Here is a 26,145-nt window from a genome sequence, read left to right on the forward strand (position 1 = left end):
ACGGGCCCCGGCAAGTCGAGGAGAGGATGATCCATGAGTGAGCCGGCTTCGGAGGCTCTGACCGCCCTGACCCGTCCCGGGATGGGAACGGAGAACGCCGGTCCCGCCCTGCGAGCGCTCACCACCATGCTGCGCCCCCGCACGGTGCTCGAGGTGGGAGCGGGCTCGTCGACCCTGCACCTGCTTCTCGGGTTGCGGGACGCCCGCGCCGAGGCGGCTCAGGACCGGCGGATCGTCGAGGGCGAGGCGGGGGCTCACGAGCGTGCCTCGGTTCTGCACCCCCGTTCCGCCGTCGAGGACTACACACCGAGGCTGCTCGTCGTCGACGACATCTCCGTCCCGGGCACCTCCGCGGACCAGGTGAGGGAGGCGGCCCGCTCGCTCGGGCTCGACGACATGCTCACCTTCATCGAGCGGGACTTCTTCGCCCTCACGGACGCGGACCTCGACCAGTGGGGTCCTCTGGACCTGGTCTGGCTCGATGCCGGCACCCAGGCCGACGACGCGGGATTCCTCGCATCCCTGTGGCCCCGTGTGCCCCCCGGTGGCACGGTCGTCCTGCACGAGCCGTACATGGCGACCACCGTCGAGATCTCCGACGAACAGGGGCGCGCCCGGGTGGCCGGCCGGATCGTGCCGACCCCACTGCTGCAGGAGCTCCGCCGTCAGGCTGCCGCACCGGGCAGTGGGATGGACGTGCTCGCCCTGAACGAGCCCCACAAGCACCGTCAGACGGGCCTGCTGCTGCTCCGCAGACACGGGGCGTGGGAACGCGACAGGGGCGCCCTGTTCTCCGAGGAGCTGGAAGCCCTGGGTGAGCCGGCCTCCACCGAGCCACCCCGGCTGGCCGCGCCGCCCGCGCGTCCGGAGAGCGGCGCGGACGACGTCACGGGCCGGATCCTCGCAGCGCTGGCCGACGAGACCCGCCGCGCGGTCTACAGCGCCGTCGTCCTTCGAGCCGACACCGCCCAGGGTGTCGGGGAGCGCCTGACGATGACTCCCGCGCGCACCGCGAAGGCCCTCGCCTCGCTGGCGCGGGCCGGGCTCGTCACGCACACGGAAAGCGGCTGGTCCGCTGTCGACGACGTCTGGCAGAAGGCAGCGCCCCGCCGTGTGCGGCCGCCGTCACAGACGACGATTCCCTCCAGACGCGGTAAGCGGAGGGTGTTCCTGGAAGGCCTGGTGCAGCTCTTCGAACCGCAGCGGCACTACCCGGAGAGCTCGGTCAACGATCTGCTGCGTGAGATCCACCCGGATGTGGCCGCGCTACGCCGGTACCTGGTGGAGGAACAGCTGCTCACGCGGGCCGACGGACAGTACTGGCGTCCCTGAGAGGCACCGCCGCGCATTGCGAACCCACCCGGGCGTCCCCTCGGAGCCCTCGGTAACCTGCAACACCATCCACCGGACCGGGACTGCGCGGCTGCTGACGATCAAGAGGAAGCCACAGGGCCAGGGGGACAAGTGATCGACGCGTACGAGGATCCCGGCACGCCCGACGTCCGCGGCGGCTGGCGGTATCTGTGGTGGCTGGTGCGCTGCCAGCCGGGGCGGTCCGTCGCCGGGGCGCTGCTGGGCAGTTCCTGGATGGTGCTGCTGGCGGCGACGCCGTATCTGATGGCGAAGGCGATCGACGAGGGTCTGGAGCCGGGCGACTGGACGGCGCTCACCGGCTGGAGCCTGGCCCTGTTCCTGGTCGGCTCCTTCAACGCCTGGCTGAGCATCATGCGGCACCGCACGATGACCCGGGTGCGGATGGACGCCAACTTCCGCACGGTCAAGGTGGTCGTCGGGCAGGCGGTCCGGCTCGGCTCGGCGCTCTCGCGCAGGACCGGGGCCGGGGAGGTCGTCACCATCGGCGTGAGCGACGTGCAGACGATCGCCCAGGCCCTGACCGTCGTGGGCCCGGGCGTCGGGGCGTGTGTCGCCTACCTGACGGTCGCCGCCCTGCTGGTGTCGGTCTCGCCGGTCCTGGCGACCGTGGTCCTCCTCGGCATTCCGGCGATCGTCGTCCTGGTGGGCCCGTTCCTGTCCCGCCTCCAGGGCGCGGAGACGGAGTACCGCGACCGCCAGGGCGTTCTCACCGCCCGGATCGCCGACCTCGCGGGCGGCCTGCGCGTCCTCAACGGCCTCGGCGGCAAGGGCCTGGTCGCCGACGCCTTCCATCGCGACTCCCAGCGGCTGCGGGCCCAGGGCTACCGGGTCGGCGCGGTCACCAGCTGGGTCCAGGCCCTCGGCGTCGGCCTGCCCACCCTGTTCCTCGCCGTCGTCACCTGGCTCGCGGCCCGCCTGGCCGCCCAGGGGGACATCACCGTGGGCGAGTTGGTGGCGGTGTACGGCTATGTCGCGGTGCTGGTGGGCCCGGTGGCGTTCTGGGTGGAGTGCGGATACCAGCTGAGCCGCGGTGCGGTGGCGGCGCGCAGGGTCGTACGGTTCCTGCGTCTGGAGCCGATCGAGGACGTGGGCACCAGGGACGCCCCGGCGGAGCCGTCGGTACTGCACGACCCGGAGTCGGGCGTCCGCGTCCTCCCGGGCCGTCTGACGGCACTGGCCTGCGCGAGGCCCGCGGACACGGCGACGGTCCTGGACCGCCTGGCCCGCTACACCTCCTCGATGGCGACCTGGGCCGGAGTCCCCCTGGACGAGATCCGGTTGCCGCAGATCAGGGAGCACATCCTGATGGCGGACCACGAGGCGGACCTGTTCGCGGGAAGCCTGGGTGAGGTGATCGCACCCCGCGAAGGCGCGGGGAGCCCCGACAAAGCCGCGGCCGCCCTGCACGCGGCCGCCGCGGACGACATCGTCCAAGGTCTCCCCGACGGTCTCGACTCCCCCATGGACGCCCAGGCCCGCAACCTCTCCGGCGGCCAACGCCAACGCATCCGCCTGGTCAGAGCCCTTCTCGCGGACCCGGAGGTCCTCCTCGCCACCGAGCCCACCTCCGCCCTGGACGCACACACGGAAGCCCTCGTGGCCGAACGCCTACGACAGGCCCGCCACGGCCGCACCACAGTCGTCACCACCACCTCCCCCCTCGTGCTGGACCGCGCCGACACGGTCCACTACCTGGTCGACGGCAAACTCGCGGCGACCGGAACCCATCAGCGGCTGCTCGCGGAGGAACCGGGATACCGCGCGCTGGTCACACGGGACATGGAGGTCGCGCAGTGAGCAAGGGCCATCTGCCGGTCGCCGACCAGGCCACCGTACGGCGGGCCGCCGGCCGGCTGGTCCGCGCCGACACCCGGGCCTTCACCGCCGTGCTCGGCCTGAACTCGCTCGCCGCCCTCAGCGGTCTGGCCGGCCCGTGGCTGCTCGGCAGGATCATCGACGAGGTGCGTGCCGGTGCGGGCGTGGCCGCGGTGGACCGGCTCTCGCTCGTCCTCGTGGCGTGCGCGTGCACCCAGCTCCTGCTGGCCCGCTGGGCCCGTTACGTCGGCCACCGCTTCGGCGAACGCACCCTCGCCCGGGTCCGCGAGGAGTTCGTGGACCGCGTCCTGACCCTGCCCGCCTCCGTCGTGGAACGCGCCGGCACCGGCGACCTCACCGCCCGCGGCACCGCCGACGTGGCCACCGTCGGCACCACGTTGCGCGACGCGGGACCCGAACTGCTCATCAACTCCGTGCAGTTCCTGTTCCTGCTGGCCGCGGTGTTCGTCCTGAACCCGCTGCTGGGCGCGGTCGGTGTGTTCGGTCTGCTGCCGATCTGGTTCGTCCTGCGCTGGTACCTGCGGCGGGCCAGGGACGGCTACCTGGCCGAGGGCGCGGCCACCTCGGACGTCGCCGAGATCCTCGGGGCCACCGCGTCGGGCGCCCGCACGGTCGAGGCGCTGCGCCTCCACGAGCGGCGCGTCGGGGCGAGCCGGTCGGCCCTCGACACGGCCCGCCGCACCCGCTTCTACACCCTCTACCTGCGCAGTGTGTTCTTCCCCGTGGTGGAGGTGGCGTACATCCTGCCGGTGGCGGGGGTGCTGCTGGTCGGCGGGATGCTGCACGCACGGGGCGTGATGAGCCTGGGCTCGGTCGTGGCGGCCGCCCTGTATCTGCAGCAGCTGGTCAATCCACTCGACCAGATCCTGGTGCGGGTCGAGCAACTCCAGTCCAGCGGCGCCTCGTTCGCCCGCGTGGAGGGCCTCGCGCAGGCTCCGCGCTCGACCGAAGGGGGCTCCCCCGCTCCCGTGGACGACCGTATCGACGTCACCGGTGTGCACTACTCCTACGGCCGTGGCGTCGAGGTCCTGCACGGTGTCGACCTGACCGTGCGCCCCGGTGAGCGGCTCGCGGTGGTGGGTCCGTCCGGTGCCGGGAAGACCACGCTGAGCAGACTGCTCGCGGGGGTCGACGCGCCCACGTCGGGGACGGTGACCGTCGGCGGGGTCCCGGTGGTCGGCCTCGGCCCGGAGCAGCTGCGCCGCCAGGTCGTCCTGGTCACCCAGGAGCACCATGTCTTCCTGGGTACGGTCCGCGACAACCTCCTCATCGCCGAACCCGGTGCGGGGGACGAGGAGTTGTGGGCCGCGCTGACCGCGGTGGGAGCGGACGGCTGGGTGCGGGAGCTGCCCGCGGGGCTCGACACCGCGCTGGGCGAGGGCGGTTGCCGCACCGACGGCCCGCAGGCGCAGCAACTCGCCCTGGCCCGGGTGGTGCTGGCGGATCCGCACACACTGATCCTCGACGAGGCGACCGCGCTTCTCGATCCCACGACCGCGCGGCACACCGAGCACGCGCTGGCCGCCGTGCTCGAAGGGCGCACGGTCATCGCGATCGCCCACCGGCTGCACACCGCGCATGACGCGGACCGGGTGGCGGTGATGGAGAACGGCCTGCTGACCGAGCTCGGCACGCACGAGGAGCTGGTGGCGGCGGACGGTGCGTACGCGGCGCTGTGGGGGTCGTGGCACGGGGGCCGGCCGGTGTCCGACCAGGGTGGAAAGTCCGTATAACGAACATGAACTCCCGGACAACGAACGATTTCCGGCCAACTTCCTGACGCGGTCCTGACAGTACGGGCTTTCCGGTGCCAGGCTTCCCACGGCCGCTTCACAGCAACCTCACAGATATCTTGCTGTGTTCTCGTTCCGCGGCCGCCTGCACCTCGTTCCGCGTACCGCCCGGACGGTCGACCCATCGTCCGGTCTCCCCTGGCCGCGTGATCCGTGGCCGCGCAGAAGGAGTCAGTGTTGAGAGACAGTTCCTCCCACAGACGCACCCCCCACACCCTGCACCGCAAGGCCGCCGCCGTGGCCCTGGTCGGTGTCTCGGCCCTGATCGCCGCCGCCGTCCAGTCCGGCGCCGCCACCGCAGCCCCGGAGAAGGCACCGTCGGCCGCGGGCAAGGTGATCCCGGGCTCCGAGTCCCTCAAGCTCACCCCCGCCCAGCGGGCCGAGCTGATACGCAAGGCGAACGCCACGAAGGCGGACACCGCCAAGGACCTCGGCCTCGGCGCCAAGGAGAAGCTGGTCGTCCGTGACGTCGTCAAGGACGGCGACGGCACGCTCCACACCCGCTACGAGCGCACCTACGACGGCCTGCCCGTCCTCGGCGGCGACCTCGTCGTGGACACCACGAAGGCGGGCGCGACCGAGGGCGTCACCAAGGCGACGAAGGCCACCATCAAGGTCGCCTCCCTGACCCCGAAGGTGGCCGCGGCCAAGGCCGAGCAGCAGGCGCTGTCGCTGGCGAAGGCCGCGGGCGCCGACAGGGCCGGCACCGACCAGGCCCCGCGCAAGGTGATCTGGGCCGGCAACGGCACGCCCGTCCTCGCCTACGAGACGGTCGTCGGCGGCCTCCAGGAGGACGGCACCCCGAACCAGCTGCACGTCGTCACCGACGCGGCGACCGGCAAGAAGCTCTTCGAGTACCAGGGCATCGAGACCGGCACCGGCAACACCATGTACAGCGGCACGGTCACCCTCGGCACCACGCAGTCCGGGTCGACGTACAACCTGACCGACGGGGCGCGCGGCAACCACAAGACGTACAACCTCAACCGCGGCACCTCCGGCACCGGCACCCTCTTCTCCGGCCCCGACGACATCTGGGGCAACGGAGCCGCGTCCAACGCGGAGACCGCGGGCGCCGACGCGCACTACGGGGCCGCGCTCACCTGGGACTACTACAAGAACGTGCAGGGGCGTTCGGGTATCCGCGGTGACGGGGTCGGGGCGTACTCCCGGGTCCACTACGGCAACGCATACGTCAACGCGTTCTGGGACGACAGCTGCTTCTGCATGACGTACGGCGACGGCTCGGGCAACACGCACCCGCTGACGTCGATCGACGTGGCCGGTCACGAGATGACCCACGGCGTCACGTCCAACACCGCGGGGCTCAACTACTCGGGCGAGTCCGGCGGTCTGAACGAGGCCACCTCCGACATCTTCGGCACGGCGGTCGAGTTCTACGCCAACAACTCCTCCGACGTCGGTGACTACCTCATCGGCGAGGAGATCGACATCAACGGCGACGGCTCGCCGCTGCGTTACATGGACAAGCCGAGCAAGGACGGCGCGTCCAAGGACAGTTGGTACTCGGGCATCGGGTCGGTGGACGTCCACTACTCGTCGGGCCCGGCGAACCACTTCTTCTACCTCCTGTCGGAGGGCAGTGGCACCAAGACCATCAACGGTGTCACCTACAACTCGTCCACCTCGGACGGGCTTCCGGTCACCGGCATCGGCCGGGACAAGGCCGAGAAGATCTGGTTCCGCGCGCTGACCACGAAGTTCACGTCCACGACCAACTACGCGGCGGCCCGCACCGGCACCCTCGCGGCGGCCGGTGAGCTGTACGGCACCACGAGCGCCGAGTACACGGCCGTGGCGAACGCCTGGGCGGGCGTGGCGGTCGGCGCGCGTCCCGGTGGCGGGGGCGGTGGCGGCACCTCGTTCGAGTCGACCACCGACGTATCGATTCCGGACAACGGGGCGGCGGTCAACTCGCCGATCACCGTGTCGGGGCGTACGGGCAACGCGCCGTCGAACCTCGCCGTCGCGGTCGACATCGTGCACACCTACATCGGTGACCTCCGGGTGCAGCTGATCGCCCCCGACGGGACGGCGTACACGCTGAAGGCGTACGGCACCGGCGGCTCCACGGACAACCTCAACACCACGTACACGGTGAACGCGTCCTCCGAAGTCGCCAACGGGACCTGGCAGTTGCGGGTCCAGGACAACGCGGCCCAGGACACCGGCTACATCAACAGCTGGAAGCTCACCTTCCCGTAGGCCCGCACCCGCAGGCCCGCACCCACAGAACAGGGCGCCGCTCCGGAGGTTCGACTCCCCGGGGCGGCGCCCTCTTTTTGCCCTCCCATGACCGACGTCCTGTTGGGGCTTTACCCAGGTCAACTCGTTTTACATGCCTGCAATGTTCATCCAGCCGTCGACTTTCAGCCAACATCACTTCGGGGTCATGACATGTACGCGCCTTGATGCCACGCTTCCTCACAACCGCCGCACAACTTCACAGCCACCCCGGAAGGCACCCCACGCCGTCCGGTGTTCCCCACGAAGGAGCTTGTGTGACCCCCCTCTACGCGCGTCACAAGCGCACCACTCTGGCCATCGCCACCGCTGTCGCGGCCGGAGCTCTTCTCACCACCGGTCTGACCACCGGAACCGCCGCCGCCCAGACCCCGGCGGACAGCAGGGCCCTCGCGGGCGCCCCGGTCCAGCTCTCCGCGGCCGCGCGCACCTCCCTCATCAAGGAGCAGCAGGCCGACGCCGGCACCACGGCGCAGGAGATAGGCCTCGGTTCCAAGGAGAAGCTGGTCGTCAAGGACGTCGTGAAGGACGCCGACGGCACGGTGCACACCCGCTACGAGCGCACCTACGACGGCCTGCCCGTCCTCGGCGGCGACCTGGTCGTCCACGAGTCGAAGTCCGGTGCGACCGAGGGCGTCGTCAAGGCGACGAACAAGACCATCAAGGTCACCTCCCTGACGCCGAAGCTCACCGTCGCCAAGGCCGAGGCCCAGGCGCTGACCGCCGCCAAGGCCGCGGGCTCGGACAAGACCGCCGCCGACGGTGCCCGCAAGGTCATCTGGGCCGGCTCGGGCACCCCCGTCCTCGCCTACGAGACGATCGTCGGCGGCTTCCAGGACGACGGCACCCCGAACCAGCTGCACGTCATCACCGACGCCGCGACCGGCAAGAAGCTCTTCGAGTACCAGGGCATCGAGAACGCCACCGGCACCGGCAAGAGCCTGTACTCGGGCACGGTCAGCCTGGAGACCACCCTGTCGGGCTCGACGTACAACCTCACCGACGCCACCCGCGGCAGCCACAAGACATACAACAAGTCCCACACCACCAGCTCCTCCGCGGGCACGCTGTTCACGGACGCGGACAACGTGTGGGGCACCGGCGCCGCCTCCAGCTCCACCACCGACCAGACCGCGGCCGTGGACGCCACCTACGGCGCGCAGGAGACGTGGGACTTCTACAAGGCCACCTTCGGCCGCAGCGGCATCAAGAACAACGGCGTCGGCGCCTACTCGCGCGTCCACTACGGCAACGCGTACGTCAACGCGTTCTGGGACGACAGCTGCTTCTGCATGACGTACGGCGACGGCTCGGGCAACACCCACCCGCTGACCTCGCTGGACGTGGCCGGCCACGAGATGAGCCACGGCGTCACCTCGAACACCGCGGGCCTGAACTACAGCGGTGAGTCCGGCGGCCTGAACGAGGCGACCTCCGACATCTTCGGCACGGGCGTCGAGTTCTACGCGGCCAACTCCTCCGACGTCGGTGACTACCTCATCGGCGAGAAGATCAACATCAACGGCGACGGCACCCCGCTGCGCTACATGGACAAGCCCAGCAAGGACGGCGGCTCGGCGGACTCCTGGTCCTCCTCCGTCGGCAACCTGGACGTCCACTACTCGTCCGGCGTCGCGAACCACTTCTTCTACCTCCTCTCGGAGGGCAGCGGCGCGAAGACGATCAACGGCGTGGCCTACAACTCGCCGACGTCCAACGGCTCCACGGTCACCGGCATCGGCCGCGCCAAGGCGCTGCAGATCTGGTACAAGGCGCTGACGACGTACTTCACGTCGACGACCAACTACAAGGCGGCGCGCACGGGCACGCTCTCCGCGGCGACGGCCCTGTACGGCTCCGGCAGCGCCGAGTACAACGCGGTGGCGGCGGCCTGGTCGGCGGTCAACGTCAGCTAGTGGTCCCCAGGGACTGACGGGCGGTACCCGGAACGAAGGCATTTCCGGGTACCGCCCTACTCTTGGTTCCCATGTCCTTCACGTACGACGACGTCGGTGCGACCCGGCACATCGGTTTCTGCCCGCCCGGCTTCCACCCCCTGCATGTGCGCTCCCGCATAGGCGAGGGCCACGACGTCTTCCGCAAGGCCTCCGAGGCCGTCCTGACCTGGGAGATGCACCGCGCACTGGGCGTGGGCATCGACGCCACGGCGGAGCGGGCGGCCCCCGACGTGGACGTGACGGTCACCCTGGCCGGCGTCATCAAGGCCCCCTGCCGGGTGGTCTGGGCGGTGGAGGAACACCGCCGTGCGGGCTGGGCCTACGGGACGCTGTCCGGCCATCCGGAATGCGGCGAGGAGTCCTTCGTCGTGGACCGCACGGGCGACGGCACGGTATGGCTGACGGTGTCGGCGTTCAGCAAGGGCGCCAAGTGGTACTCCAGGGCGGGCGGCCCGGCGACCCGAGGCCTGCAGCACGCGTACGCGCGAAAGTGCGGGACGGTGCTGCGGCGGCTGTGCGGCGGCGAGGACGCGGGCTGAGCGCGGAAGCCCGGCCCGCGTCCCCGTCGCTCACCGCATGAGCACGCCCGCCCCCTCCACCACGTCCTCCGAGGGCACCGCGACCAGCCCCAGCTCCGCGCCCGACGCCAGCAGCCGGTGCGAGGGCAGGATGCGGACCGTGTAGCCGAAGGGGCCCGTGCGGTCGAGGGACAGCGGCCCCTCGTAGACCCAGCGGCCCTCCTGGTCCGGGCCGCCCACCGACTTCAGCGGGACCGTCGCCGCGTCCGCGATGCGGTCCGCCTCGTCCACGCGGCCGGACACCGCCTGGATCTCCACGTCGTCCGGGCCGAGGGCGCCGAGGCCCACCCGGACCCGGAGTCCGAGCGTGGTGCCGAGTTCGGCCGTGGCCGTCACGGTGGTCGTCTCGACGTGGTCGACCGTGACGCCGTGCCACTGCGTACGCACCCTGGCCTTCCACTCCGCCAGCTCGCGCGCGGTGTCCGGGGCCATCGTGCGATGGGCGTGGGCGGCGGGGGCGTAGAGACGTTCGACGTACTCCCGGACCATGCGGCCCGCCAGGACCTTCGGACCCAGCAGGGTCAGGGTCTGGCGGACCATCTCGATCCAGCGGTCCGGCAGGCCCGCCCGGCCGTGCTCGTAGAAGCGCGGGGTGACCCGCTGTTCGAGCAGGTCGTAGAGGGCGTCGGCCTCGATGGCGTCGCGGCGGTCGGGGTCGGTGCCCATGCCGTCCGCGGTGGGGATCGGCCAGCCGAAGTCGGGCTGGTACCACTCGTCCCACCAGCCGTCCAGGACGGAGAGGTTCAGGCAGCCGTTCAGAGCGGCCTTCATACCGCTCGTCCCGCACGCCTCCAACGGCCGCAGCGGGTTGTTGAGCCAGATGTCGCAGCCCGGGTACAGCTTCTGCGCCATCGCCATGCCGTAGTCGGGCAGGAAGACGATCCGGTGGCGCACGCGCGGGTCGTCCGCGAACCGGACCAGCTCCTGGATCAGGCGTTTCCCGCCGTCGTCCGCCGGGTGCGCCTTGCCCGCCACCACGATCTGGACGGGCCGCTCCGGGTGCAGCAGCAGCTCCATCAGACGGTCGCGGTCCCGCAGCATCAGCGTCAGCCGCTTGTACGAGGGGACGCGGCGCGCGAATCCGATCGTGAGGACGTCGGGGTCCAGCACGCCGTCGATCCAGCCCAGCTCCGCCGCGCTGGCGCCGCGCTGGCGCCACGACGCCCGCAGCCGCTCCCGCACCTCCACCACCAGTTGCTCGCGCAGCACCCGGCGCAGCTCCCAGATGTCCTGGTCGGGGATGTCGGCGACGGCGTCCCAGCGGTCCGAGCCGCCGACGGTCAGCGCGTCCTCGGTGCGCTGGGCGCCGATCTGCCGGGCGCCGAGCCGGAACACCTCGGGCGCGACCCAGGTCGGGGCGTGCACCCCGTTGGTGACGGAGGTGATCGGCACCTCCTCGGGGTCGAATCCGGGCCAGAGTCCGGAGAACATCTCCCGGCTGACCTGCCCGTGCAACAGGGAGACGCCGTTGGCGCGCTGGGCGAGCCGCAGGCCCATCACGGCCATGTTGAAGAGGTTGGGTTCGCCGCCCGGGTAGGTCTCCATGCCGAGCGCCAGGATCCGGCCCACGTCCATGCGCGGGAGTTCGGCCTCGGGACCGAAGTGCCGGGCGACCAGCTCCCGGTCGAAGCGGTCGATGCCGGCCGGGACGGGGGTGTGCGTGGTGAAGACGGTCCCGGCCCGGACCGCCTCCAGCCCCGCGTCGAAGTCGAGCCCCTGGTCGCAGAGTTCGGCGATCCGCTCCAGGCCGAGGAAGCCGGCGTGCCCCTCGTTGGTGTGGAACACCTCGGGGCTCGCGTGACCGGTGAGCCGGCAGTACGTCCGTACGGCGCGGACGCCCCCTATCCCGAGCAGCATCTCCTGGAGCAGCCGGTGGTCGCTGCCGCCGCCGTAGAGCCGGTCGGTCACTCCGCGTTCGCCGAGGTCGTTCTCCTCGACGTCGGAGTCCAGCATCAGCAGGGGCACCCGGCCGACCTGGGCGAGCCAGATCCGGGCGTGGAGCCGCCTGCCGCCGGGGAGGGCGAGCGACACCTGCGCCGGGGTGCCGTCGGCCTCGTTCAGCAGGGCCACCGGCAGCTCGTTGGGGTCCAGGACGGGGTAGTGCTCCTGCTGCCAGCCGTCCCTGGACAGGGACTGGCGGAAGTACCCGTGCCGGTACAGCAGGCCGACCCCGATCAGCGGCACGCCCAGGTCGCTGGCCGCTTTCAGGTGGTCGCCCGCCAGGATTCCCAGGCCGCCGGAGTACTGCGGCAGGGCGGCCGTGACGCCGAACTCGGGCGAGAAGTAGGCGACGGCGGCGGGGAGTTCACCGGTGTGGGCCTGGTACCAGCGCTCACCGGTGACGTAGTCGTGGAGGTCGTCGGCGACAGCGGTGAGCCGCTGCAGGAAGCTGTCGTCCCCGGCGAGTTCGGCGAGCCGCGCGGAGCCGACGCTGCCGAGCAGCCGTACGGGATCACCGCCCGACGCGGTCCAGTGTTCGGGATCGACGGACTGGAAGAGGTCGCGGGTCTCCGCGTGCCAGGACCAGCGCAGGTTGCGCGCCAGATCGCTCAACGGCCGCAGGACCTCGGGGAGTACGGGTCGGACGGTGAATCGACGGATAGCCTTCACTTGCCACCTCGTCAGGCGTGCGGAGGGGGACACACGGCGATGTGGGTCCCGTCGTCAACCTCGACGGTATCCGGGAGACGGGTCTCCTCACCACGGCGCCGCTCCGGATCCCACGGACCGGAATCCGCCGCAACCCCCACACATCCGCCATGGCCGATATGGCCGATTCCCTCCCTGTAGGCGTCCTTGTGGTACTTCACACCGCACGAGAGGCTTCCCCATGGCGTAGCGGCCGACGTCGGGTGCATCCGGCGGTCCACGGCTGCCGTACGCCGATCCGAGGAGGGGAAGTCAAGCCATGGCACGGACGCGAGATCGGCGTCTGCGCCGGCTGGGGGGGTTGACCGCGGTGAGCTGTGCCGCCGTGCTTTCGGCCACCACCCTGCCCGCGCACGCCGCTCCGGAGGGACGGATACTCGGTGCCGGAGAGCCCGGTTCCGTCAGCGGAAGTTACCTGGTGACGCTCAAGGGGGGAACAAGGGCTCCGTCGGAGACGGGAAAGGACCTCGCCGAGAAGTACGGGGCGAGAATCAGCCATACCTACGGCACGGTACTCAACGGCTACGCGGTCAGGGCCGACGAGAGACAGGCCCGGCGGCTCGCTGCGGACCCACGGGTCGCCTCGGTCGTCCAGGACACCCGGGTGACGCTGGAGCGCACCCAGAAGAACCCGCCGTCCTGGGGTCTGGACAGGGTCGACCAGCCCCGGCTGCCCCTGGACAGGTCCTACACCGGGCCACGGTCCGCGGGCGCCGGGACGACGGTGTACGTGATCGACACCGGGATCCGGATCTCCCACCGGGACTTCGGGGGCAGGGCGAGCTACGGCTGGGACTTCGTCGGGAACGACAGATCCGCGGGCGACGGCAACGGCCACGGCACCCATGTGGCGGCCACCGTCGCCGGTGCCGGGTACGGCGTCGCCAAGCGGGCCCAGGTGGTCGCCGTACGCGTCCTCGACAACGCGGGATCGGGCACGACCGCGCAGGTCATCGCCGGTATCGACTGGGTGACGAGGAACGCGCGGAAACCGGCGGTCGCCAATCTCAGCCTGGGCGGCGGGCACAACGACCAGCTGGACGTCGCCGTACGCAACTCCATCGCGTCCGGGGTGACGTACACGGTCGCCGCGGGCAACGGCGGACTGCCGGCCGGGCTCTACTCGCCCGCCGACGTGCCGCAGGCGATCACGGTCGGCGCGACCGACACGAAGGACGCGCGGGCCGGTTTCTCCAATTACGGCCCGGCCGTCGACCTGTTCGCGCCCGGTGTCTCGATCACCTCGGCGGGCATCACGAGCGACACCGCGAGGGCGACCGCTTCCGGTACCTCGATGGCGACCCCGCACGCGGCGGGGGCGGCCGCGCTGTATCTGGCCGACCATCCGAGGGCGACTCCGGCGCAGGTGGGCAAAGCCCTGGTGAACCTGGCGGAATCCGGGAAGGTGTCCGGCCGGGGGGCCGGATCACCGGACAAACTTCTCCAGGTGCCGGGATCGTAGGGAGGGTTTCCGCGGACCGGCCCCGTTCGTCCGAACGGGGCCGGTCTTGTGTGCAGACATACGCGTGAGTAGTTAGCAAAGTGCCGGATTGCCCACCCGAATAGGGTGGGAAGGCTCCCCGGGTACACGGCTCGGGTAGTTTCACCGGTACACCCCCGCAGGACCCCCTCCCCACATCCATCCGCCCACCCGAAGATGACGCGGACAGGAGCGGTCATGCCCGCCAAGCACCACCCGTCAGCACCCCCGACGTCCAGCACCGAAGCACCCCCCACGCGCCCTGTGGACACCGGACCACCGCCCCGGGAGCGACCCTCCAGGCAGGCGGGTCCGGCTACCGCCGTCGGGCGCATACCCGTCCTCGACGTCCGCCCGGTCGTCCAGCGCGGACGACGGCCCGCCAAGGCGGTCACCGGCGAGACGTTCGAGATCTCGGCCACCGTGTTCCGTGAGGGCCATGACGCGGTCGCCGCCAATGTCGTACTGAAGGACCCGGAAGGCCGTGCCGGGCCGTGGACCCCGCTGCGGGAACTCGCCCCGGGCACGGACCGCTGGGGCGCCACCGTCACCGCCGGCGCACCGGGTCTGTGGACCTTCGCCGTCGAGGCCTGGGGCGACCCCGTCACCACCTGGCGGCACCACGCCCAGATCAAGATCCCTGCGGGCATGGACACCGAGCTGGTCCTGGAGGAGGGCGCCCGGCTCTACGAACGAGCCGCGGCCGGCGTCCCCGACGACGGCCGCAACACCGTGATCCTCGCGGCCATCAGCGCCCTGCGGGACGAGGCCCGGCCCGCCGCCGCCCGCCTCGCCGCCGCGCTGACGCCCGAGGTGGACGAGATCCTGGCCCGGTATCCGTTGCGGGAGCTGATCACGGCGTCGGAGTCGTTGCCGCTGCTGGTGGAGCGGGAGCGGGCGCTGTTCGGCTCGTGGTACGAGTTCTTCCCGCGCTCCGAGGGCACTCCGGAGCGGCCGCACGGCACGTTCCGTACGGCCGCGCGCAGGCTTCCGGCGATCGCCGCGATGGGCTTCGACGTGGTGTACCTGCCGCCGATCCACCCGATCGGCACGACCTTCCGCAAGGGCCGCAACAACACCCTGTCCGCCGGTCCGGAGGATGTGGGGGTGCCGTGGGCGATCGGCTCGCCGGAGGGCGGCCATGACGCGGTCCACCCGGATCTGGGCACCCTGGAGGACTTCGACTGGTTCGTCCAGCAGGCCACTGGTCAGGGTCTGGAGATCGCGCTGGACTTCGCCCTGCAGTGCTCGCCGGACCACCCGTGGGTGCAGAAGCATCCGGAGTGGTTCCATCACCGTCCGGACGGCACCATCGCCTACGCGGAGAACCCGCCCAAGAAGTACCAGGACATCTACCCGATCGCCTTCGACGCCGACCTGGACGGTCTGATCGCCGAGACGGTGCGGGTGCTGCGGCACTGGATGGACCACGGGGTGCGGATCTTCCGGGTGGACAACCCGCACACCAAGCCGGTCCTCTTCTGGGAACGCGTGATCGCCGACATCAACACCACCGACCCGGATGTGATCTTCCTGGCGGAGGCGTTCACGCGGCCGGCGATGATGCACACGCTGGCGCAGATCGGGTTCCAGCAGTCCTACACCTACTTCACCTGGCGCACCACGAAGGAGGAACTCACCGAGTATCTGAGCGAACTCTCGGGTGAGGCGGCCTCCTACATGCGGCCGAACTTCTTCGCCAACACCCCCGACATCCTGCCCGAACACCTGCAGCACGGCGGCCGCCCCGCGTTCGCCCTGCGCGCGGTGCTCGCCGCGACCCTCTCGCCGACCTGGGGCATCTACTCCGGATACGAACTCGCCGAGAACACCCCGCTGCGCGCCGGCGGCGAGGAATACCTCGACTCGGAGAAGTACCAGCTCAAGACCCGCGACTGGGACCGAGACGACTCCCTCGCCCCCCTCATCACACAGCTCAACACCATCAGGCGGGACAGTCCGGCGCTGCGGCAGCTGCGTGATCTCCACTTCCACCACACGGACAAGGATTCGGTGATCGCGTACTCGAAACGGAGCGGCTCGAACACGGTTCTGGTGGTCGTGAACCTCGACCCGCACCACACCCAGGAGGCGACGGTCTCGTTGGACATGCCGCAACTCGGCCTGGACTGGCACGAGTCGGTACCGGTGCGCGACGAGCTCACTGGTGAGAACTATCACTGGGGCAGGGCGAACTACGTGCGTCTCGAACCGGGCACTCGTCCCGCGCACATCCTCACCTTCCTGCGACCCACCCCGCAGATCGGAGGGTCACCCACAACATGATCGTCAACGAGCCCGTCCCGGACACCTTCGAGGACACCCCCGCCAAGGACCGCGACCCCGACTGGTTCAAACGAGCCGTCTTCTACGAGGTCCTGGTCCGTTCCTTCCAGGACAGCAACGGCGACGGCATCGGCGACCTCAAGGGCATCACCGCCAAGCTGGACTACCTCCAGTGGCTGGGCATCGACTGCCTGTGGCTGCCGCCGTTCTTCAAGTCACCGCTCAGGGACGGCGGTTACGACGTCTCCGACTACACCGCCGTACTGCCGGAGTTCGGCGACCTCGCCGACTTCGTGGAGTTCGTCGACGCCGCCCACCAACGCGGCATGCGCGTCATCATCGACTTCGTCATGAACCACACCAGCGACCAGCACCCGTGGTTCCAGGAGTCCCGCGCCAACCCCGACGGCCCCTACGGCGACTACTACACGTGGGCCGACGACGACAAGCAGTTCCCGGACGCGCGGATCATCTTCGTCGACACCGAGGCCTCCAACTGGACCTTCGACCCGGTCCGCAAGCAGTACTACTGGCACCGCTTCTTCTCCCACCAGCCGGACCTCAACTACGAGAACCCGGCCGTCCAGGAGGAGATGATCTCGGCCCTGCGCTTCTGGCTGGACCTCGGCATCGACGGATTCCGCCTGGACGCCGTGCCGTACCTGTACCAGGAGGAGGGCACCAACTGCGAAAACCTTCCGGCGACCCACGAGTTCCTCAAGCGGGTCCGCAAGGAGATCGACGCCTCCTACCCGGACACGGTGGTCCTGGCGGAGGCGAACCAGTGGCCGGAGGACGTCGTCGACTACTTCGGCGACTACGAGTCCGGCGGCGACGAATGCCACATGGCCTTCCACTTCCCGGTCATGCCCCGCATCTTCATGGCCGTGCGCCGCGAATCGCGCTACCCCGTGTCGGAGATCCTCGCCAAGACCCCGGCGATCCCCTCCAACTGCCAGTGGGGCATCTTCCTGCGCAACCATGACGAGCTCACCCTCGAAATGGTCACCGACGAGGAACGCGACTACATGTGGGCCGAATACGCCAAGGACCCGCGTATGCGCGCCAACATCGGCATCAGGCGGCGGCTGGCGCCTCTCCTCGACAACGACCGCAACCAGATCGAGCTCTTCACCGCGCTCCTGCTCTCCCTGCCCGGCTCGCCGATCCTCTACTACGGCGACGAGATCGGCATGGGCGACAACATCTGGCTCGGCGACCGCGACGCCGTACGCACCCCCATGCAGTGGACACCGGACCGTAACGCGGGTTTTTCGTCCTGTGACCCCGGGCGGCTGTCCCTGCCGACCATCATGGACCCGGTCTACGGTTACCAGGTCACCAACGTCGAGGCGTCGATGGCGTCGCCCTCGTCGTTGCTGCACTGGACCCGCCGGATGATCGAGATCCGCAAGCAGAACCCGGCCTTCGGGCTCGGGTCCTTCACCGAGCTGCCGTCCTCCAACCCCGCGGTGCTCGCGTTCCTGAGGGAGTACGAGGACGACCTCGTCCTGTGCGTGCACAACTTCTCCCGGTTCGCACAGCCGACCGAACTGGATCTGAGCGCCTTCAGCGGACGGCACCCGGTGGAGCTGTTCGGCGGGGTCCGCTTCCCGGCGGTCGGTGAGCTGCCGTATCTGCTGACCCTCGGCGGGCACGGCTTCTACTGGTTCCGGCTGCGGAAAGAAGGCGCGTAGCCGCTCGGGACCCGTCCAGGACCCGGGTGGGGCGGTTTCCACCGGCCCACCCGGGGCACGCATCAGTAGCACCCCGACCAGCCACGGGGAAAGGACGCCACGCAATGTCGGAAGCCGTCACCCGCACCGCCACGACAAGTCCAGGCCTCCTCGCCTCACTCGATCCACTTCTGCGCGAGTGGCTGCCACGGCAGCGCTGGTTCGCGGGCAAGGGGCGGCCGGTCACCGGGTTCTCGTTGGTCGCGGCCACCGAGCTGCTGCCGCCCACGGCCAAGCTCGGCCTGTACCACCTGCTGGTCCGCGCCCACCAGCCGCTCGTCGTGGGCGCCCCGCCGCACCCCGGCGACTGCTACCAGCTCCTCATAGGCGTGCGCGAGGCGCTGCCACCCCGGCTGGCGCCCGCGCTGATCGGCCATGTCGAGGAGGGTCCGCTCGCCGGCGGTACCGCGTACGACGCCCTCCACGACCCCCTGCCCGCCGAACTGCTCCTGGAGGCGATCCGCACCGGAGCCCGGATCGGCGGGCTGCGTTTCGAGCGCGATCCGCACCAGGAGATCCGCGACGGACTGGTGGCCCGGGTACTGACCGCCGAGCAGTCGAACTCGTCGATCGTCTATGGAGATACGTTCATCCTGAAACTCCTGCGCCGGGTCGTGCCCGGTGTCAATCCGGACCTGGAGCTCCCGCAGGCGCTGGCCAGGGAGGGCTGCCCCCGGGTACCCGCGCCGACCGGGTGGCTGCGGGCGGAGCTGGCCGGAGAGCCGTACACCCTCGGTGTGCTCCAGCCCTTCGTGCAGGGAGCCTCGGACGGCTGGGAGCTGGCCCTGCGGGAGCTGGCCAAGGGTGAGGACTTCAGCGCCGAGGCGCACGCGCTAGGGCGGGCCACCGCCGAGGTGCACACCGCGCTCGCCCGGGCGCTGCCCACCGTCACGCTCGGCCCCCAGCAGCTGCACCTGCTCGTCGACGGCATGATCGAGCGGCTGGAGGCGGCCGTACAGGCGGTCCCCGCGCTCCGGCCGTACGCGCCCGGCCTGCGTTCCGCGTTCACCGCGCTGGGTGATCTGGCCGCCGAGGGCAGCACCTGGACCGCCCAGCGGATCCACGGCGATCTGCATCTCGGGCAGTGTCTGCGCTCGGCCTCCGGACAGTGGTCGCTGATCGACTTCGAGGGCGAGCCGTCCAAGCCGCTCTCCGAACGCCGGCTGCCGCAGCCCCCGGCCCGGGACATCGCGGGCATGCTGCGCTCCTTCGACTACGCGGCGCACTCGACCGACCTGCCGGTTCCGGGCTGGGCAGAGGCGTGCCGGGCCGCTTACTGTTCCGGATACGCCGAAGTCAGCGGTGTGGACCCGCGGACCGATCCGGTACTGCTGCGCGCCTACGAGACCGACAAGGCCGTCTACGAGGTCGTCTACGAGGCCCGGCACCGCCCGGACTGGCTGCCGGTGCCGATGGCCGCGGTGGCGCGGTACGCGGCAAACGACCCGATGTGACCCGATCTTCGCCGAGGAGGCACCGCACGTGACCCCGCCCACCCCCAGCGGTTCGGATCCGAAGAAGAAGTCCGCGAAAGCGGCGAAGAAGCCGACGGACAAGAAGCCGGCGGACAAGAAGGCGACCGGAAAGAAGGCCGCCACCAAAACCGTCACGGAAGCCGTCACCGAAGCCGTCACCAAAAGCGTGGCCAAGAAGGACACCGCGGACAAGGACACAGCGAAGCCCGGGAAGGTCACCGCGACGGTCCCGGTCTCACCGCCGGACGTGCCCGCCGAGGACCGCGACCGGCTCCTCGCCGGCACCCACCACGCCCCGCACTCGGTGCTCGGCGCCCATCCCGTGCCCGGCGGGGTGGCCTTCCGGGTCTTCCGGCCGTACGCCCTGTCCGTCACCGTCGTCGCCGACACGCTCCGGGCCGAGCTGCAGGACGACGGGGGCGGCTTCTTCACGGGCCTGCTCCCGCTGAGCGAGGTCCCGGCCTACCGCCTGCTCGTGGCGTACGAGGGGGCGGTCCAGGACACCGAGGACATGTACTCCTTCCTGCCCGCGCTCGGCGACCTCGACCTGCATCTGCTCGGCGAGGGCCGGCACGAGGAGCTGTGGACGGCGCTGGGCGCGCAGCCCATGACCCACCGGGGCGTGACCGGCACCCGGTTCACGGTGTGGGCGCCGAACGCGCGGGGCGTGCGGGTGGCCGGCACCTTCAACTTCTGGGACCCCTCGGCGTTCGCCATGCGCTCGCTCGGCTCCACCGGCGTATGGGAGCTGTTCGTCCCGGGCGTCGGCGAGGGCGAGCTCTACAAGTTCGAGATCACCCGGCCCGACGGCTCGAAGACCCTGCGCGCGGACCCGATGGCCCGCCGCACCGAGGTCCCGCCCGCCACCTCCTCGATCGTGCACGCCTCGCACCACGAGTGGCACGACGAGGAGTGGCTCGCGAACCGGGCGGCCGGAGCACCGGCCCACGAGGCGCCCTTCTCGGTGTACGAGATCCATCTCCCGTCCTGGCGCCCCGGCCTGACCTACCGTCAGCTGGCCGAACAACTGCCCGCCTACGTCAAGGACATGGGCTTCACCCACGTCGAGCTGATGCCGGTCGCCGAGCACCCCTTCGGCGGCTCCTGGGGCTACCAGGTCACCGGCTTCTACGCACCCACGGCCCGCCTCGGCACGCCGGATGACTTCAAGTACCTGGTCGACGCCCTCCACCAGGCCGGTATCGGCGTCCTGATGGACTGGGTGCCGGCCCACTTCCCGCGCGACGACTGGGCGTTGGCCGAGTTCGACGGCCGCACCCTGTACGAGCACGAGGACCCGCTCCGCGCGGCCCACCCCGACTGGGGCACGCTGGAGTTCGACTACGGCCGCCGGGAGGTCCGCAACTTCCTGGTCGCCAACGCCGTGTACTGGTGCGAGGAGTTCCACATCGACGGCCTGCGGGTCGACGCGGTCGCCTCCATGCTCTACCTCGATTACTCGCGCGAGCCGGGTCAGTGGGTCCCGAACGCGCACGGCGGCCGGGAGAACCTGGACGCGGTGGACTTCCTCCAGGAGATGAACGCGACCGTGTACCGCCGGGTCCCCGGCGTGGTGACGATCGCCGAGGAGTCCACGGCGTGGGACGGCGTGACCCGCGCGACGCACCACATGGGCCCTGGCGGCTTCGGCGGCCTCGGCTTCGGCCTGAAGTGGAACATGGGCTGGATGCACGACTCGCTGGACTACATGGCCCACGAGCCGGTCCACCGCAGGTACCACCACCACGAGATGACCTTCTCGATGGTGTACGCGTACAGCGAGAACTACGTCCTGCCCATCTCGCACGACGAGGTCGTCCACGGCAAGCGGTCGCTGGTCTCCAAGATGCCGGGCGACTGGTGGCAGCAGCGGGCCAACCTGCGCGCGTACCTGGCCTTCATGTGGGCCCACCCCGGCAAGCAACTCCTGTTCATGGGCCAGGAGTTCGCCCAGGGCGCGGAGTGGTCCGAGGCCCACGGCCCGGACTGGTGGCTCCTCGACCCGGCCTACGGGGCGGAGGCCGACCACCGGGGTGTCCGCGACCTGGTCCGCGACCTCAACGTCGTCTACCGCCACACCCCGGCACTGTGGCAGCGCGACGCGGACCCGTCGGGCTTCCAGTGGATCGTGGGCGACGCGGCCGAGGACAACGTCATCGCCTTCCTCCGCTACGACGCGGACGGCAGCCCGCTGCTCGCGGTCTCCAACCTCTCCCCCGTGGCTCGCCCCGGCTACCGCCTCGGCGCCCCCGACGACGTCCCCGCCTGGCTGGAGTCCCTGAACACGGACACGGCCAAGTACGGCGGCGGCGACATCACCAACCCGGACGTCCTGAAACCGGACCCCCAGGCCTGGCACGGCCGCCCGGCCAGCATCCAGCTCACCCTGCCACCCCTGGCTACGGTGTGGCTGCGGCCGGCGTAGGGAGTCGAAACGGGCGGCTGGACGGAGAGCACGGAGGGCACGGGGGACCTCGCGGACGATCGCGTCGGCCTGCCCTCGGCTGAACGCGAACCCGGTCTCGCCTGCACACGCCTTGTCGGCCGGCAGGTCCAGCGCCTGCCGGGCCATCCCCGACTCGTCGAGCAGCCTGCTCACCCGGGCCCGCACTTCTTCGGCCAGTTGCTCCAGAGGGGCGGCCGTGGTGGGGTCCGAGGCGGTCTCGGGCCGCAGCCAGGCCTCGGAGACCGGACTCACACCGGGCTCGGCCCCGTGTTCGGGATCAGGTTCCCCAGGCGGCGCAGCCGAGGCATCCAAGGCGCCCTGAGCAGCGGCTCGCGGCGGTTCCACGTCCGTCGAGGCGGTGACGGCGGTGCGCGGGGAAGGCTGCTCACTTCGGTCTGCGGCCCGGGCTGCGGGGGCCGGCTCCGCCCTGCGCGTACGCGGTACGGAGGGATTGTTCGGCCGCTTGCCGGTCTCCTTCGGGAGCAAGGAGTTCTCGCATCAGACAGCTGTCGCGACGTCACCGGCCGACGAACATCAACTTGCGCAGGATCGCCAGCAATCCGCGGGGTTCATGGCCCGTCGACGGGGGCCCCGACAGGGTCGTACGCCGGGGCACCGCAGGAACCCCCGCGCCCAACTCGTACCGCACCGGCAACAGCCGCAATCCCCGCACCACCGGCCCCGACCGCCACGGCAACTGATCCGACGGCAGCGTCAGCTCCGCGCGCACGAAGTGGTCCAGCACTCGCCCCACCGCCGTCGACACGATCATCCCGCCCAACTCCCGCGCCGCACTGGGACATTGATGCGGCCCCGCCCCCCACCCCAGATGTGCCCGCGTGGACACCGTCGACCCCACCAGGTGGGACGAACTGATCGCCAGCAGATCCCGGTGCGCCGCCGCCGCGGACGGAGACACGGCGTCCCCCGCCCGCACCCATACGTCCCCCAGCCGCACGTCCCGCGCCGCGAACCGGAAGCACATGTTGGCCACCGGAGGATTGGCAAGGGCCGCCCGGTTGACCGTCTCACCGAGTCGTCCCGCCGAGAGGCTCCGCCGGACCGTCGCGTTTCCGCGCAGCACCTCAAGGAGCGTGTTGAGCACCATGTTGCCGGTGATGTCGTTCAGGTACACGGCGTTCATGAACAGCTCCCGCCCCAACTCCTCGTCCGTCAGCCCGGGGTCCGCGAGCAGCATGTAGGACGTGAGGTCGTCACCGGGGAGAGCCCGGCGGTGCGCGGCGAGCCGGGTGAAGGCGCCGAGCGCCCGTCCGGTCGCCGGCCCCGAGTCCGGCCCGCCGTCCAGCATCCGCCACAGGTCCATCACCAGCTCGTCGCCCAACTCCACCGGACAGCCGAACAGCTCGGTCGTCACCATGAGCAACAGCGGCCGGGTGTACTGCGCCCCGAGGTCGGCGAACCCCACAGCTCCCGACTCGGCGGCCAGCATGCCGACCAGTTCGTCGGCGTACCGCGCGACCGCGGCCCGCAGCCCCCACCCCTCCGGGCTCCGCGCGTCCTGGAAGGGGCTCAGCGCCGAGTGCTGGGAGCGCCGGTTCCGCAGATGCTCCTCGTCGTCCATGAACATCATCTGGCGTACCTCGTAGCCGGCCAGCAACGGCCAGTCCCGCGGCAGCCGCCCTTCGGCCCGGGCCCGCCAGTAGCGCACGTCCCGGCGCCACAGGTCCTCGTTGCGCAGCACCTCGGTGACCTCGGTGTACCCGAGCACCAGCCACACCGGCACCCCCATCAGACCGACCGGCGCGACCGGACCATAGGTGCCGCGCAGCCGTTCGTACACCGCGCCGGGGTCGACGTCGAACTCGGCGGTGAGCAGCGGCTCGACGGGCAGCGACCCGAGCGTGGGGCCGTCGGCCGGCGGGACGGGGTGGGAATGGGCTTCCATACCGCACACGCATACCGCACCGACCGTGCGCGGGCAGTGACTCCGGCGTGAACTGTTACGAGTTGTTGATACCCGGTACTCAGACGGTGACCAGTGCCTTCGGCAGCCGGCCCGTGTGCAGCACCCCCAGCCGCTGGGTCGCCCGGGTCAGCGCGACATAGAGATCGCTGGTGCCGTACAGACCCGGTTCGACCACGAGCACCGAGTCGAATTCGAGCCCCTTGGACTGCCGGGGGTCCAGGAGTACGACAGTCTGCGTCAGGTCCGGCTCCGCGCCCGCCGTCACCCCCTCGAGCCGGGCCGCCAGCCTGCGGTGCAGATGGCGCGGGGCGATGACCGCGAGCCGCCCCTCGGCCGGGGTCAGCTCCTTCACCGCCTCGGCGACCGCGCCGGGCAGGTCGTCGGTGGCGCGCACCCACGGCCGTACGCCGGTGGAACGGACCGAGCTCGGGGGTTCGAAGTCGGGGTTCTCAGCGCGTACGACGGCCGCCGCCAGGTCCATGATCTCGGCCGGGGTGCGGTAGTTGACGCCCAGCCGGACGTGCTCCCAGCGGTCCTCGACGTAGGGCTCCAGGATGCGCTCCCACGAGCCGACGCCCGCCGCCTCCGCGGTCTGCGCCGGGTCGCCGACCAGTGTCATCGAGCGGGTCGGGCTGCGCCGCATGAGCAGCCGCCAGGCCATCGGCGACAGTTCCTGCGCCTCGTCGACGATGATGTGCCCGAACGCCCAGGTGCGGTCGGCCGCCGCGCGTTCGGCGGCGCTGCGGTGGTCGTCCTGCTCCTGACGCTCGGCGAACCGCTCGGCGTCGATGATGTTGTGCGCGGACAGGACCTCGGAGTCCTCCTCGTCCTTGTCCTCGAACTCGTAGGTCCGCGAGGCGTACGACACGTCCAGCACGCCCTGCGCGTAGGCGACCTGGGTCTCCCGCTCGCGCTCGGCCCGTGCCCGCGCCAACCGCTCGTCCACGCCGAGGAGTTCGGCGGCCTCGTCGAGCAGGGGCACGTCCGCCACGGTCCAGCCCCGGGTCACCGGGCGGCGGATGGCGGCCGCGTCCTCGTCGGGGAGGTGGCCGACGGGGTCCGCGAGGAAGTCGGCGACCAGCCGCTGCGGGGTCAGTCGCGGCCACAACTGGTCGATGGCGGACCAGACTTCGGGGTTCTCGGCGATCTCGTCGCGGATCTGGGTGATGTCGCTCGGGTCGAGGAGGCTGCTGCCGTCGTACGGGTCGGTGCCGACCCGCTCGGCGTACAGCTCGGTGAGCGTGTTGAGGATGTGACCCTCGAAGTGCTCCCGGGCCACGTTGTGCGGCAGTCCGGCGGCGCGGGTGCGCTCACGGGCGACCTTCACGAGGCCGTCGTCGAGCATCAGGACCTCGCGGTCGTGCTCGACCGCGATCACCGGGTCGGGCAGCGCCTGCCAGTCGCGTACGGCGTCGGCGAGGGCGTCCGCCATGTCGGCCCGCCCCTTCACCGCGGCCGCCGCACGGCTGTCGGTCTCCGTCGCCTTCACGCCGGGGAAGAGCTCGCCGACCGTGGCCAGAAGCACCCCGGTCTCGCCCAGCGCGGGGAGCACCTCGCCGATGTAGCCGAGGAAGGCCGGGTTGGGGCCGACGATCAGCACGGCCCGTTTGGCGAGCAGCTCCCGGTGTTCGTAGAGGAGATAGGCGGCCCGGTGCAGGGCCACCGCCGTCTTCCCGGTGCCCGGGCCGCCCTCCACCACCAGCACCCCGCGATGGGGGGCTCGGATGATCTCGTCCTGTTCGGCCTGGATGGTCTGCACGATGTCGCTCATGCGGCCGGTGCGCGCGGAGTTCAGCGCGGAGAGCAGGACGGCGTCGCCGGTCGGGTCCTCGTGGCCGGTGCGCTCCTGGTCGCCCAGGTCGAGGATCTCGTCGTGCAGGTCGGTCACCCGGCGGCCGTCGGTGCCGATGTGCCGGCGGCGGCGCAGGCCCATCGGGGTGTGGCCGGTGGCCAGGTAGAAGGGGCGGGCGACGTCGGCCCGCCAGTCGACGAGGACCGGGGTGCGTTCGGCGTCGTCGGTGCGCAGGCCGATCCGGCCGATGTGGTGGGTGATCCCCGAGGTGAGGTCGATCCTGCCGAAGCAGAGCGAGCCGTCGACCGCGTTCAGCGCGGCGAGCAGCCCTGAGCGCTCGGCGACCAGGATGTCCCGCTCCAGCCGGGCCTGCATGGGGGTGTTGCCCTGGGCGAGCGCATCGGTCACCGACGTCTCGGTGTTGCCGCGCAGGGCGTCCACGCGCGCGTACAGGTCGTCGATGAATTCCTGTTCGCGCTTGATTTCATGGTCTGGCAAACCGGTGTTTGACAATTCCACTCCCGCCCACATATACTGTGCCTACTGAGCT

At 70.8% G+C, this 26,145-nt stretch carries 14 protein-coding genes; 11 read left to right on the forward strand and 3 right to left on the reverse strand.

What is annotated here, in order from left to right; genetic code table 11:
- Positions 1-33: 33 nt before the first annotated feature.
- The 6 genes from ACFYRX_RS38885 to ACFYRX_RS38910 all read left to right on the forward strand — a co-directional run bounded on the left by ACFYRX_RS38885 (position 34) and on the right by ACFYRX_RS38910 (position 9,765).
- A complete protein-coding gene (locus tag ACFYRX_RS38885) occupies positions 34-1,332 on the forward strand; it encodes a DUF2087 domain-containing protein (protein WP_389110740.1) in 1,299 nt (432 codons plus the stop codon).
- Positions 1,333-1,464: 132 nt separating this feature from the next.
- The gene (locus ACFYRX_RS38890) at positions 1,465-3,171 is read left to right on the forward strand and encodes an ABC transporter transmembrane domain-containing protein (protein WP_389110743.1); all 1,707 of its coding nucleotides are present in this window, start codon (positions 1,465-1,467) and stop codon (positions 3,169-3,171) included.
- Positions 3,168-4,943, forward strand: coding sequence for an ABC transporter ATP-binding protein (locus ACFYRX_RS38895; RefSeq protein ID WP_389110746.1), 1,776 nt, complete (start codon positions 3,168-3,170; stop codon positions 4,941-4,943). The genes ACFYRX_RS38890 and ACFYRX_RS38895 overlap by 4 nt, the downstream gene beginning before the upstream one ends.
- Positions 4,944-5,180: 237 nt before the next feature.
- Positions 5,181-7,229 carry a M4 family metallopeptidase gene (locus ACFYRX_RS38900; protein WP_389110749.1) on the forward strand — a complete coding sequence of 683 codons (2,049 nt, stop codon included), beginning with the start codon at positions 5,181-5,183 and terminating at the stop codon, positions 7,227-7,229.
- 296 nt (positions 7,230-7,525) lie between these two features.
- Entirely contained in the window at positions 7,526-9,184 is a 1,659-nt protein-coding gene (locus tag ACFYRX_RS38905; RefSeq protein WP_389110752.1) for a M4 family metallopeptidase, read from the forward strand.
- Between the two features lie 71 nt (positions 9,185-9,255).
- Complete coding sequence (locus ACFYRX_RS38910; protein WP_389110755.1) at positions 9,256-9,765, forward strand: DUF1990 family protein; 510 nt, start codon at positions 9,256-9,258, stop codon at positions 9,763-9,765.
- Positions 9,766-9,795: 30 nt separating this feature from the next.
- Here ACFYRX_RS38910 and ACFYRX_RS38915 read toward each other — a convergent pair whose 3' ends face one another.
- Positions 9,796-12,414: a glycosyltransferase family 1 protein gene (locus ACFYRX_RS38915; protein WP_389110758.1), complete on the reverse strand. Its 2,619-nt coding sequence runs from the start codon at positions 12,412-12,414 to the stop codon at positions 9,796-9,798.
- Positions 12,415-12,712: 298 nt separating this feature from the next.
- Between ACFYRX_RS38915 and ACFYRX_RS38920 the strand changes: the two genes are divergently transcribed.
- The 5 genes from ACFYRX_RS38920 to glgB all read left to right on the forward strand — a co-directional run bounded on the left by ACFYRX_RS38920 (position 12,713) and on the right by glgB (position 21,855).
- Positions 12,713-13,915, forward strand: coding sequence for a S8 family peptidase (locus ACFYRX_RS38920; protein ID WP_389110761.1), 1,203 nt, complete (start codon positions 12,713-12,715; stop codon positions 13,913-13,915).
- A 216-nt stretch (positions 13,916-14,131) separates the two neighbouring features.
- Positions 14,132-16,219, forward strand: a complete 2,088-nt coding sequence (locus tag ACFYRX_RS38925) for an alpha-1,4-glucan--maltose-1-phosphate maltosyltransferase (protein ID WP_389110763.1) — start codon at positions 14,132-14,134, stop codon at positions 16,217-16,219.
- Positions 16,216-17,916, forward strand: a complete 1,701-nt coding sequence (gene treS / locus ACFYRX_RS38930; protein ID WP_389110766.1) for a maltose alpha-D-glucosyltransferase — start codon at positions 16,216-16,218, stop codon at positions 17,914-17,916. The genes ACFYRX_RS38925 and treS overlap by 4 nt, the downstream gene beginning before the upstream one ends.
- A 104-nt stretch (positions 17,917-18,020) precedes the next feature.
- The gene (locus ACFYRX_RS38935) at positions 18,021-19,409 is read left to right on the forward strand and encodes a maltokinase (protein WP_389110769.1); all 1,389 of its coding nucleotides are present in this window, start codon (positions 18,021-18,023) and stop codon (positions 19,407-19,409) included.
- A 28-nt stretch (positions 19,410-19,437) separates the two neighbouring features.
- Entirely contained in the window at positions 19,438-21,855 is a 2,418-nt protein-coding gene (gene glgB, locus ACFYRX_RS38940) for a 1,4-alpha-glucan branching enzyme (RefSeq protein ID WP_389110772.1), read from the forward strand.
- A 538-nt stretch (positions 21,856-22,393) separates the two neighbouring features.
- Here the strand turns inward: glgB and ACFYRX_RS38945 are convergent.
- Both ACFYRX_RS38945 and ACFYRX_RS38950 read right to left on the reverse strand, forming a co-directional pair.
- Complete coding sequence (locus ACFYRX_RS38945) at positions 22,394-23,782, reverse strand: cytochrome (protein WP_389110775.1); 1,389 nt, start codon at positions 23,780-23,782, stop codon at positions 22,394-22,396.
- A gap of 79 nt (positions 23,783-23,861) precedes the next feature.
- The gene (locus ACFYRX_RS38950; RefSeq protein WP_389110778.1) at positions 23,862-26,126 is read right to left on the reverse strand and encodes a HelD family protein; all 2,265 of its coding nucleotides are present in this window, start codon (positions 26,124-26,126) and stop codon (positions 23,862-23,864) included.
- Positions 26,127-26,145: the final 19 nt, after the last annotated feature.

Origin of the sequence: Streptomyces sp. NPDC005374, from assembly GCF_042872225.1 — a bacterium.
GTDB lineage: Bacteria > Actinomycetota > Actinomycetes > Streptomycetales > Streptomycetaceae > Streptomyces.

Coding starts and splice junctions, on each gene's coding strand:
- ACFYRX_RS38885 (WP_389110740.1), top strand. CDS start 34: ATGAGTGAGCCGGCTTCGGAGGCTCTGACCGCCCTGACCCGTCCCGGG.
- treS (WP_389110766.1), top strand. CDS start 16,216: ATGATCGTCAACGAGCCCGTCCCGGACACCTTCGAGGACACCCCCGCC.
- ACFYRX_RS38935 (WP_389110769.1), top strand. CDS start 18,021: ATGTCGGAAGCCGTCACCCGCACCGCCACGACAAGTCCAGGCCTCCTC.
- ACFYRX_RS38910 (WP_389110755.1), top strand. CDS start 9,256: ATGTCCTTCACGTACGACGACGTCGGTGCGACCCGGCACATCGGTTTC.
- ACFYRX_RS38920 (WP_389110761.1), top strand. CDS start 12,713: ATGGCACGGACGCGAGATCGGCGTCTGCGCCGGCTGGGGGGGTTGACC.
- ACFYRX_RS38950 (WP_389110778.1), bottom strand. CDS start 26,126: ATGTGGGCGGGAGTGGAATTGTCAAACACCGGTTTGCCAGACCATGAA.
- ACFYRX_RS38925 (WP_389110763.1), top strand. CDS start 14,132: ATGCCCGCCAAGCACCACCCGTCAGCACCCCCGACGTCCAGCACCGAA.
- ACFYRX_RS38945 (WP_389110775.1), bottom strand. CDS start 23,782: ATGGAAGCCCATTCCCACCCCGTCCCGCCGGCCGACGGCCCCACGCTC.